Genomic DNA, 9,974 nt, shown 5'->3' with positions numbered 1-9,974 from the left:
TGCCGCCGCGGGCGCGGGGCGAGCGGCCGGCGCCGGCCCGCGCCCGGGCGGCCCGCGCCCGCCCCCTGTTCGTCCCGTTCGCCACCGCGACCGCCGCCGCGGCCCTCGTGGTGGCCGCCCTGTTCGCCGTCCAGGCGGACCGGACCGGGCGCGAACTGGCCGCCGAGCGGGACCGGGCACGTGAGATCGCCCACGTTCTCGCCGCTCCCGACGCCCGCGCGGCCACCGGGCGGGACGCCGGAGGACGGACGATCGGAGGACGGACGATCGGAGTGATCGCTTCTGCTTCCGCGGGGCGCGCGGTGGTCACGCTCCACGGGTACGGCGACCCGCCGGGCGGCCGCGTGCACCAGCTGTGGCTCATGCGCCCCCGGGCGCAACCGCGCTCCCTGGGCCTGCTGGACGGCGACACGCCCGTCGTCGCGAACGGCCTGGACCGGTCGGCGACGTCACTCGCCGTGACCGTGGAGCCCGACGGGGGGTCTCTCCGGCCCACCACGCGCCCGGTTGTCCAACTCGCCCTGGAAACGGTCGGATTCGGAGGATGATCGAGAAGGGGTGGTCAACGCCCTTACGGGGAAGGTGAATCCTGTGACCGCGATACACGCGTGCCCCAAGGGGGAGATAGGGTTACCCTGCCCGGGCCGGGTGGACTCGTACGGGTGGGGAGTGACATGGAACAGATAACAGTGCGCAGCAGGGCAAGGGTCCCTGCGATCACCTGCGGGAGCAGCGCGACCAGCTCGCGCCTCGACCGCCATCTCTCGGTGCTGGCGGGCCCCGCGGTCCCGCAGCGGGAGGCGGCCGAGGCGACCTCGCTGATGCGTGAGATAACCGCACGTGACACCGCGCACCAGCGCAGCGACCGGGGCGCACGGGTGAGCCGGGTCTCGCTCTTCGCGCCGCTGCGCCGGCTCCGCCGTTCGCTGTTCGGCGGGCGCTGACCGCCACCGGCGTCACTCGACGCACCCTCCGGGGGCCCGCGCTCAGGCGGCCACACCGTCCCGGCGCAGCGCTGCGATATCGCCGTCCGTCATCCCCACGGCACGCAGCAAAGCTTCGGTGTGCTGCCCGAGCGCGGGTACGTCCCCGCTCCGCGCCGGCTCCCCACCCGGCCAGGTGATCGGCGGGAGCAGCGCCCTCAGCGGTCCCACCGGCGAGCCCACCTCCCGCCACCGCCCCCGGGCCGCCAGCTGCGGGTGCTCCGCCACCTCCCGCACGTCCCGCAGCCGGGCGCACGCGATCCCCGCGTCCTCCAGCCGGGCCTGCGCCTCCTCGGCGGTCAGCGCCCCCAGCGCCCGCGCTACCTCCGCGTCCGTCCGCTCCCGGTGCGCCACCCGCGCCGCGTTCGTCGCGAACACCGGGTCGGTCCCCAGCTCCGGCCGCTCCATGACCCGTTCCGCGAGCCGCCGCCACTCCCGGTCGTTCTGCACCGACAGCAGCACCCGCCCGCCGTCCGCGGTGGCGTAGGCGTCGTACGGCGCGATGACGGCGTGCGCCAGGCCCGTGCGCGCCGGGGGAGCGCCGTCGTGCATCGCGTGGTGCAGCGGATGCCCCATCCACTCGGCGAGCGCCTCCAGCATCGACACCTCCACCGGACCGCCGCGCCCGGTGGTGCCGCGCCGCACCAGCGCCGCCAGCACGCCGGAGAAGGCGTACATGGCCGCCGCGATGTCCGCCGCCGGGACGCCCGCCTTCACCGGCTGCTCCGGCGTCCCGGTCACCGACACCAGCCCGGCCTCGCACTGCACGAGCATGTCGTACGCCCGCTTGTCCGCGTACGGTCCGTACGCCCCGTAGCCGGAGATGTCCACGGCGATCAGCCGCGGGTGCGCGGCGCACAGCGTGACCGCGTCGAGGCCGAGCCGTGCCGCCGCCCCCTGCGCGAGGTTCTGCACGAACACGTCCGCGTCCGCCACCAGCCGCCGGACCACGTCCAGCCCGCGCGGGTCCTTCAGGTCCAGCGCGAGGGACTCCTTGCCGCGGTTGCACCACACGAAGTGCGAGGCGAGGCCGCGGGCGGCGGTGTCGTAGCCGCGCGCGAAGTCGCCGCCGTCGACCCGCTCCACCTTGATCACCCGGGCGCCGAGGTCGGCGAGCTGCCGGGTGGCGAAGGGGGCGGCGACGGCCTGTTCGACGGCGACGACGGTGATGCCCGCCAGGGGCAGGGGCTGCTGTTCCATGCGAGCGATCATGGCCCGCGCGTCACCGCTTTGTCATGCGCAGCTGGGGGCTCTCCCGGGGAGTGGACCCGGCGGGCCTCCCGTCCCGACAGGTCCTGGAACGCTCGGCGGCCAACCACCGATCAGCCGACTGTCACCAGCGTCATGACCGAGTACACCTAGTGCCGCGGCAGGCAACGGTTGCCCGTGGAGGAGCGGCGTCCGGTGCGGCGGGAGTGCGTGCCGGGCGTCGCGACGGGGCGGACGTGGCCTGCCGCGGCGCTAGATCAGCGCGAACTGGCCCTCCGGGCCCTCCTCGTGGTGGTCCAGGACCGAGGCGGGGCGGCGGGCCCGGCCGGGGACCGGCAGGACGCCGGCCGTGCGCAGGTCGGCGGCGGTGAGGGCCGACTCGGCCACTACCGGCGGCAGTTCGGCCAGCAGCGTGAGGACCGTGATCAGCTCCAGCAGCTCCGAGGTCCACGCCTGGGGCCAGGCCGCCGGGCGGAGCGCGCGCAGCGTGCCGGGCTCGCCCCCGGCCGTCCGCGCCGCGAACCACTGCTCCAGGACCCGGGTCCCGCCCGCCGTGAAGTCCCAGGCCTGCGGCGGCACGGGGGAGACGCGGCCCTCGTCCAGGTGCAGGGTCTCCTCGTCGCGGTCGTAGTGCAGCGTGCCGGGGCGGGCCGGGAGCGGGGCGCGGACGTAGGGGCGGCGGCCGCCGGGCAGCTTGGGGCGGTCCCCGTCGCGGCGCAGCAGCCAGAGCATGCGCCGGCCCGTCTCGACGCCGTGCGACCAGAGCGCCAGGTCCCCGGTGAGCGGGACCGTGAGGTCCGCCCGTGCCGCGGCCAGGATCCAGGCCAGCACGTCGACCGGGCCGGGCGTCAGCCCGAGGTGCCTCGCCAGGAACTCCGGCAGGCCCGGCGCGAGGTTCGGCTCCGCGCCGCCGGGGCGGCGGTACAGGGGCCGGATCCGGCCGGTGCGCAGCAGCGGCAGCAGGGGCGTGGCCAGCAGGTGGGGGCCGCCGCCCTCCGCGTGCTCGACCACGAACACCTGCCGCTCGTCGGCCACCCGCCACAACTCCGGCCGCGCCGCGTCGATCAGCCGGTGGTCCGGGATCAGCCACTGCTCGTCGAACGGCGCCAGCAGCACCCGGACCGGCTCCGGGCAGGGGCCCCGCGCGCGCAGCAGCTTCCCGGTGCCGGTGGGCCGGCCCGGCAACTGCCCGACCGCCGAGTGCAGGGTGCGCGAGCGCGTGACCTCGAACAGGGCCTCCCGGTCCGCGCCCTCGGCCTTCATCAGGGCGTCCCAGCGGGCCTTGAGGACGGACGGGTCGGGGGCCGCCGGCCACCCCCGGCCGACCCGAGGCGGTGCGACGGACCACGGCATGAGGTCCGCGAGCGGCGGAGCGTCGTCGTGCGTCACGCCGGGCATCGTACGACGGCCCCGCGCCGCGCGTCTCAGGTGGCGTCCAGCGTCACCGTGAAGGAGAAGCGGTCGCCCCGGTAGTGGATGACGGCCACGTCCAGCACCCGCCCGGCCCCGTCGTAGGTCACGCCCGTGTAGTGCAGGATCGGGCTCAGCAGCGGCACGTCGAGCAGCCGCGCCGTCTCCGGGTCCGCGAGCCGCGCCTCCACCGTGTCGGTGATCCGGCTGATGTCCGCGCCCACGGCGTCCCGCAGCACCTTGGTCATCGGCCAGCGGGCCAGGTCGTCCAGGCCGATCCGGGCGGCCAGCTCCGGACGGACGTAGTTGCGGGCGTGGTTGGTCGGCTCACCCGTCTTCTCGTCGCTGCGCAGCCGGTGGTACGTGGCCACCTCGCCGAGGCCGGGGAAGTGCTCGGCGAGGTGCGCGGGCACGGACGCGTGGCCGTGGCCCAGCAGTTCGGTGGTCATGCCGGACTGCTGGGCCACGATCGCGTCCACCGAGCCCAGCAGCCGCACCGGGGCGCCCCGCCGCGCGCCGGGCTCGATGAACGTGCCGCGCCTGCGGTGCCGGGTGATCAGGCCCTCGTCCTCCAGCTCCTTCAGCGCCTGCCGCATGGTCAGCACGCTCACGCCGTAGTGCCCCGCCAGTTGCTCCTCGGTCGGCAGGCGCAGCGGGTCCCGGGGCGAGCGGCCGAGTATCGAGGCGCGCAGCGACTGCGAGACCTGGTACCAGAGCGGCAGCTTGCGGTTCAGGACGATGGAGTCCGGGGCGAAGGAGGTCACGGGGCCATCCGTACCGGCGGGGGAAGGGTCATGGCAAGGGGCGGAAGTGCCGCTCCAGGCCCTGCCAGACGTCGTCGTAGCCCTGTTGCAGGTGTTCCGCGCGGGCCGCCTGCGGTGTCAGGGTCACCGGCCAGCGGGTCTCGAACATGAACGCGAGTCCGTCGTCCACCTTCTGCGGCCGCAGCTCGGCGGCGCCGGCCCGGTCGAACGTCTCCCGGTCCGGGCCGTGCGCCGACATCATGTTGTGCAGCGAGCCGCCGCCCGGCACGAACCCCTCCGCCTTCGCGTCGTAGGCGCCCTCGATCAGGCCCATGTACTCGCTCATCACGTTGCGGTGGAAGTACGGCGGCCGGAAGGTGTCCTCGCCCACCAGCCAGCGCGGCGCGAACACCACGAAGTCGACGCCCGCGAGGCCGGGGGTGTCGGACGGGGAGGTGAGGACCGTGAAGATGGACGGGTCCGGGTGGTCGTACGAGATGGTGCCGAGCACGTTGAAACGGCGCAGGTCATAGGAGTACGGCACATAGTTGCCGTGCCAGGCGACGACGTCGAGCGGTGAGTGGTCGTAGGTCGCCGTCCAGAGGTTGCCGCCGAACTTGTTGACCACCTCCACCGGGCCCTCGACGTCCTCGCAGGCGGCGACCGGCGCCCGGAAGTCCCGCGGGCCGGCCAGGCCGTTGGCGCCGATCGGGCCGAGTTCGGGCAGGCGGAAAGGGGTGCCGTAGTTCTCGCAGACGTAGCCGCGCGCGGCGTCGTCGAGCAGCTCGACGCGGAAGCGGACCCCGCGCGGGACGAGCGCCACGTGGCCGGGCTCCACCGCCAGCAGCCCGAACTCGGTGCGCAGCAGCAGCCCGCCGCGCTCCGGCACGATCAGCAGCTCGCCGTCCGCGTCGCTGAAGACGCGGTCCATGCCGGCGGTGGCGTGGTAGAGGTGCACGGCGACGCCGGTGCGCTGGGCGGCGTCGCCGTTGCCGCCCAGGGTCCACAGGCCGGCCAGGAAGTCGGTGCCGGGCGGCGGTTCGGGCAGCGGGTTCCAGCGCAGGCGGTTCGGATCGGGCACGGTCTCGGTGAACGGGGCCGTGCGCAGGGCGCCGTTGCCGGTGCGGGTGAACGCCGGGTGCGCGGCCGAGGGGCGGACGCGGTAGAGCCAGGAACGGCGGTTGTGGGCCCGGGGTTCGGTGAAGGCCGTGCCGCTGAGCTGCTCGGCGTACAGGCCGAGCGGGGCGCGCTGGGGTGAGTTGCGGCCCTCGGGCAGGGCGCCGGGGACGGCCTCGGAGCTGTGCTCGTTGCCGAACCCGGTGAGGTAGGTCAGCCCTTCGGCGGTCTTCCGCGCTCCGCCGCGCTCGAACACGCCCGCGCGGGAGGTGCCCCCATCGCTCATGATCGCTGCTCCCTTGCCCACCGATTCCTATGGTTCACCGTAGGAATACGGCCGCTCCGGCGCAAGGGGGACGTCCGGCCTCCTCTCGCTGGAGGACGCGGACGGACGAGAACCAGACTCCAGAAGGATTCGGGGTGTCGCACCGGTGTTCTACGCTCCTGGGCATGTCGTGGACGCGTCGAACAAGTGCCGTGCTCGCGGTCTGCCTGCTGGTACCGACCGCGGTCGCGGGCTGCGACGACGGCGCCGCGCGGGAGCCCGGAGGCGGCCAGTCGTCGCCGGCCGGCCGCTTGCTCGACGACACCGACGAGGCCGGGCGGCCCTACCGCGAGGTGCGCGACGAGGAGGCGCCCGAGGTCGGCATCGAGGTGCAGCCCGACACCTCCGGCGCCGGGTGGGACGTACGGCTGACCCTGCGCGGCTTCCGCTTCTCCCCGGCCGGTACGGCACCGGAGGCGTCGCCCGGCCGGGGTGTCGCCCGGCTCTTCCTCGACGGCCGGCCCGTCGCCCAATTGCGCGGCCCCGAGCACCGGCTGGCCGCCGGACTGGTCCCGCGCGGCACGCACCAGGTCACCGCGCGGCTGTACGCCGACGACGGCAGCGTCTGGGCGGTCGACGGGGAGCCCGTCGAGTCCACGGCCGACCTCACCGCCTCGGGGAGCGAGCCGGCACCGCGATGAGTGCACCGGGCACGAAAGCCCCTGCAGGGGGTGGAGGTTCACCCGCTCCCGGGGGAAAGGCATCATGAGCCCGTGCCCGATCCGACCACGCTCCGCCGCGCGCCCGTCCAGCGGCGCAGTGCCGAACGCCTGACCCGCATCCTCGACGCCTGCGCCGACCTCCTGGACGAGGTCGGCTACGACGCCCTGAGCACCCGCGCGGTGGCCGAGCGCGCCGGTGTGCCCATCGGCTCGGTCTACCGCTTCTTCGGCAACAAGCGGCAAATGGCCGACGCGCTCGCCCAGCGCAACCTGGAGCGCTACGCCGAGCGCGTCACCGAGCGGCTGAGGGCGGGCGGCGGGGGAGACTGGCGGACCGCCATGGACGCCGTGCTCGACGAGTACCTCGCCATGAAGCGCACCACCCCCGGCTTCTCCCTCGTGGACTTCGGCAACCAGATCCCCGTCGGCAGCCGCCGGGCCGAACCCAACCACCGGGTCGCCGACCGGCTCACCGACCTCCTCGGGGACCACCTCCCCCGCACCCCCGACGCCGCACTGCGCCGCGCCTTCCTGATCGCCGTGGAGACCGCGGACACGCTGGTGCAACTCGCCTTCCGGGTGGACCCGGAAGGGGACGCGGCGATCGTCGCCGAGATGCGGGAGATGCTGCGGGCGTACCTGGGGCGGGTGCTGGACTGACCGGCCGCGCTCTCCGACCTGGAGTTCTGCGCTTATTGCTCGCACGTCGACGTCTTGTTGACGCTGTGGGAGGCGACCTAACGTCGTCGCACCGCCGGCCCTGGTGGGAGTTCAAGGGCGAACGTTAGGTGTCCACTCATGCTGACCATCCTCGGCTTCGCCATGATCGCGACCTTCCTGGTCCTGATCATGATGAAGAAGATGTCGCCGATCGCGGCGCTCGTGCTCATCCCCGCACTGTTCTGCGTCGTCGTCGGCAAGGGCGCGCACCTCGGCGACTACGTCCTCGACGGAGTCTCCAGCCTCGCTCCCACCGCGGCGATGCTCATGTTCGCGATCGTCTACTTCGGGGTGATGATCGACGTCGGTCTGTTCGACCCGGTCGTCCGGGGCATCCTGAGGTTCTGCAAGGCGGACCCGATGCGGATCGTCGTCGGGACGGCCCTGCTCGCGGCGATCGTCTCGCTGGACGGCGACGGCTCGACCACGTTCATGATCACCGTCTCGGCGATGTACCCGCTCTACAGGCGGCTGAAGATGAGCCTGGTCGTGATGACCGGGGTCGCCGCGACCGCCAACGGCGTGATGAACACCCTGCCGTGGGGCGGCCCGACCGCCCGCGCCGCCACCGCCCTGAAGCTGGACGCCAGTGACATCTTCGTGCCGATGATCCCGGCCCTCGCCGTCGGCCTGGTCTTCGTCGTCGTCCTGGCGTACTTCCTCGGTCTGCGCGAGCGCCGGCGGCTCGGCGTGCTGACGCTGGGCGAGGTGCCGGCGGAGGAGAAGGAGACGGTGCTCGTCGGCGGCGGCACCGGTTCCGCCGGTGGCGGCGAGCAGGCCGGCGGCGGCCCCGGGACCGGCCCGGACGCCGGGGCCGTCCCCGGCCGGGACGGCGACTTCCCGGGGCTGGACCCCGACCGGCCCACCCTGCGTCCCCGGCTGCTCTGGTTCAACGCGCTGCTCACGGCCGCCCTGCTGACCGCCATGATCACGGAATTGCTGCCGATCCCGGTGCTGTTCCTGATCGGCGCCGCCCTGGCACTGACCGTCAACTTCCCGACCGTCGCGGACCAGAAGGCCCGCCTCGCCGCGCACGCCGACAACGTCCTGAACGTCTCCGGCATGGTCTTCGCCGCCGCCGTCTTCACCGGCGTGCTGCAGGGCACCGGCATGGTCGACAGCATGGCCACCTGGATGGTGGGCGTCGTCCCCGAGGGCATGGGCCCGCACATGGCCCTCGTCACCGGCGTCCTGAGCCTGCCGCTCACCTACTTCATGTCCAACGACGGCTTCTACTTCGGCGTCCTGCCGGTCCTCGCCGAGGCCGGCGCGGCGCACGGCGTCACCCCGCTGGAGATGGCCCGCGCCTCGCTGGTCGGCCAGCCGCTGCACATGTCCAGCCCGCTGGTCCCGGCCGTCTACGTGCTGGTCGGCATGGCGAGGGTCGAGTTCGGCGACCACACCCGGTTCGTGGTGAAGTACGCGGCCGCGACCTGCCTGGTGATCCTCGGCGCCGCAATCCTGTTCGGCATCATCTGACCGACCCGTATCTCACGACTCCGTCCGGAGGTGTCCGACATGAGGCCCGGTGGGAACCGCGGCTGGCTGCTCCGCCTCGTCATCGCCTTCAGCTGCGCGCAGGGGGCGGTGTCGATGGCCCGGCCCGCCGTCTCCTACCGGGCCCTCGCGCTGGGCGCGGACGAACGGGCGGTGGGGATGATCGCGGGGGTGTACGCCCTGCTCCCGCTGTTCGCCGCGGTCCCGCTGGGCCGGCGTACCGACCACGGGCGCTGCGCGCCGCTGCTGCCCGCCGGCGTGGTCCTGATATCCGGCGGCTGCGCGCTCAGCGGCCGCGCCGACTCCCTGTGGGCGATGGCGGTCTGGAGCGGCGTGATGGGCCTCGGCCACCTCGGCTTCGTCGTCGGCGCCCAGTCCCTGGTCGCCCGGCAGTCCGCGCCGCACGAACAGGACCGCACCTTCGGCCACTTCACCATCGGCGCCTCCCTCGGCCAGCTGGTCGGCCCGGTCGCGGCCGGCGCGCTGATCGGCGGCGACGACATGGCGGGCAGCAGCGCGTTCGCCCTGCTGGTGGCGGGGGCGGGGGGAGCGGCCGCGTTCACCTCGCTGTGGCGGATCGAGCGGCGCACCGCCGGCAGCGCCCGTCCGGCCCGCGGCGAACGCGTACCCGTGCGGGGCATCCTGCGGGCCCGGGGCGTCCCCGCGGGCATCCTGATCAGCCTCTCCGTGCTGTCCGCGACCGACGTGCTCACCGCCTACCTGCCGGTGGTCGGCGAACACCGGGGCATCGCCCCCTCGGTGATCGGCGTCCTGCTGAGCCTGCGCGCGGCGGCCACCATCGCCTGCCGGCTGGCGCTGACCCCGCTGCTGAGGCTGGGCCGCACCCCGCTGCTCACCCTGAGCTGCCTGCTGGCGGCCCTGCTGTGCGCCGGCCTCGCGCTGCCGGTGCCGGTGTGGGCGCTGGCCCTGATCCTCGCCGCGCTCGGCTTCTGCCTCGGGGTCGGACAGCCGCTGTCCATGACGACGGTCGTCCAGGCCGCCCCCGAGGGCGCCCGCTCCACCGCCCTGGCGCTCCGGCTGACCGGCAACCGGCTGGGCCAGGTGGCCGCCCCCGCCACGGCCGGCCTGATCGCGGGCCTCGCGGGCGTGGCGGCCCCGTTCGTGATGCTCGGCGGACTGCTGCTGCTCTCGGCGGGGGTGGCGGTGCGCTCGCCGTCCGGCCCGGCCCGGGACGACCCCGAGCCCAGCGGCCCCCGCCCCGCCCCGCGCCCGCGCACCCGCACGTGACGCGGCCCGCAAGGGCATCCGCCGGACCGCGCGCCCCGTGCGCCCCTCGCGCTCCCGTGCG

Annotated in this window: 10 protein-coding genes; 6 read left to right on the top strand and 4 right to left on the bottom strand. The window is 74.4% G+C overall.

Going from position 1 to position 9,974, the window contains the following annotated elements; genetic code table 11:
• Both ACFF45_RS11370 and ACFF45_RS11365 read left to right on the top strand, forming a co-directional pair.
• A partial coding sequence (locus ACFF45_RS11370; RefSeq protein WP_381345346.1) for an anti-sigma factor occupies nt 1–548 on the top strand: 548 nt, incomplete at its 5' end.
• Between the two features lie 126 nt (nt 549–674).
• Complete coding sequence (locus tag ACFF45_RS11365) at nt 675–944, top strand: hypothetical protein (protein WP_381345344.1); 270 nt, start codon at nt 675–677, stop codon at nt 942–944.
• A gap of 42 nt (nt 945–986) precedes the next feature.
• Here the strand turns inward: ACFF45_RS11365 and ACFF45_RS11360 are convergent, their stop codons facing one another.
• The 4 genes from ACFF45_RS11360 to hmgA all read right to left on the bottom strand — a co-directional run bounded on the left by ACFF45_RS11360 (nt 987) and on the right by hmgA (nt 5,747).
• Nucleotides 987–2,183: a CaiB/BaiF CoA transferase family protein gene (locus tag ACFF45_RS11360; RefSeq protein ID WP_381345343.1), complete on the bottom strand. Its 1,197-nt coding sequence runs from the start codon at nt 2,181–2,183 to the stop codon at nt 987–989.
• Nucleotides 2,184–2,444: 261 nt separating this feature from the next.
• Nucleotides 2,445–3,590: a type ISP restriction/modification enzyme gene (locus ACFF45_RS11355; RefSeq protein ID WP_381345341.1), complete on the bottom strand. Its 1,146-nt coding sequence runs from the start codon at nt 3,588–3,590 to the stop codon at nt 2,445–2,447.
• A gap of 26 nt (nt 3,591–3,616) precedes the next feature.
• Nucleotides 3,617–4,366: a GntR family transcriptional regulator gene (locus ACFF45_RS11350; RefSeq protein ID WP_381345339.1), complete on the bottom strand. Its 750-nt coding sequence runs from the start codon at nt 4,364–4,366 to the stop codon at nt 3,617–3,619.
• A gap of 28 nt (nt 4,367–4,394) precedes the next feature.
• Nucleotides 4,395–5,747, bottom strand: a complete 1,353-nt coding sequence (gene hmgA / locus ACFF45_RS11345; RefSeq protein ID WP_381345337.1) for a homogentisate 1,2-dioxygenase — start codon at nt 5,745–5,747, stop codon at nt 4,395–4,397.
• Between the two features lie 164 nt (nt 5,748–5,911).
• On the opposite strand from hmgA, the gene ACFF45_RS11340 reads away from it, so the two are divergent.
• The 4 genes from ACFF45_RS11340 (at nt 5,912) to ACFF45_RS11325 (ending at nt 9,913) form a co-directional block, all read left to right on the top strand.
• Entirely contained in the window at nt 5,912–6,427 is a 516-nt protein-coding gene (locus ACFF45_RS11340) for a hypothetical protein (protein WP_381345336.1), read from the top strand.
• A gap of 72 nt (nt 6,428–6,499) precedes the next feature.
• Nucleotides 6,500–7,108 (top strand): TetR/AcrR family transcriptional regulator, encoded by a 609-nt coding sequence (locus tag ACFF45_RS11335; RefSeq protein WP_381345334.1) that lies wholly within the window; start codon nt 6,500–6,502, stop codon nt 7,106–7,108.
• 138 nt (nt 7,109–7,246) lie between these two features.
• Nucleotides 7,247–8,647 carry a CitMHS family transporter gene (locus tag ACFF45_RS11330; protein ID WP_381345333.1) on the top strand — a complete coding sequence of 467 codons (1,401 nt, stop codon included), beginning with the start codon at nt 7,247–7,249 and terminating at the stop codon, nt 8,645–8,647.
• Nucleotides 8,648–8,686: 39 nt separating this feature from the next.
• Nucleotides 8,687–9,913: an MFS transporter gene (locus tag ACFF45_RS11325; protein ID WP_381345332.1), complete on the top strand. Its 1,227-nt coding sequence runs from the start codon at nt 8,687–8,689 to the stop codon at nt 9,911–9,913.
• The last annotated feature ends 61 nt before the right edge of the window (nt 9,914–9,974 follow it).

Origin of the sequence: Streptomyces cinereospinus (genome assembly GCF_042430725.1) — a bacterium.
GTDB lineage: Bacteria > Actinomycetota > Actinomycetes > Streptomycetales > Streptomycetaceae > Streptomyces > Streptomyces cinereospinus.
Note: the sequence above shows the minus strand (reverse complement) of the source record. Positions and strands in the feature narration are given on the sequence as shown.

Excerpts from the sequence above, each read along its gene's own strand:
- ACFF45_RS11365 (WP_381345344.1), top strand. The coding sequence starts at position 675 with ATGGAACAGATAACAGTGCGCAGCAGGGCAAGGGTCCCTGCGATCACC.
- ACFF45_RS11360 (WP_381345343.1), bottom strand. The coding sequence starts at position 2,183 with ATGGAACAGCAGCCCCTGCCCCTGGCGGGCATCACCGTCGTCGCCGTC.
- ACFF45_RS11355 (WP_381345341.1), bottom strand. The coding sequence starts at position 3,590 with ATGCCCGGCGTGACGCACGACGACGCTCCGCCGCTCGCGGACCTCATG.
- hmgA (WP_381345337.1), bottom strand. The coding sequence starts at position 5,747 with ATGAGCGATGGGGGCACCTCCCGCGCGGGCGTGTTCGAGCGCGGCGGA.
- ACFF45_RS11340 (WP_381345336.1), top strand. The coding sequence starts at position 5,912 with ATGTCGTGGACGCGTCGAACAAGTGCCGTGCTCGCGGTCTGCCTGCTG.
- ACFF45_RS11330 (WP_381345333.1), top strand. The coding sequence starts at position 7,247 with ATGCTGACCATCCTCGGCTTCGCCATGATCGCGACCTTCCTGGTCCTG.
- ACFF45_RS11325 (WP_381345332.1), top strand. The coding sequence starts at position 8,687 with ATGAGGCCCGGTGGGAACCGCGGCTGGCTGCTCCGCCTCGTCATCGCC.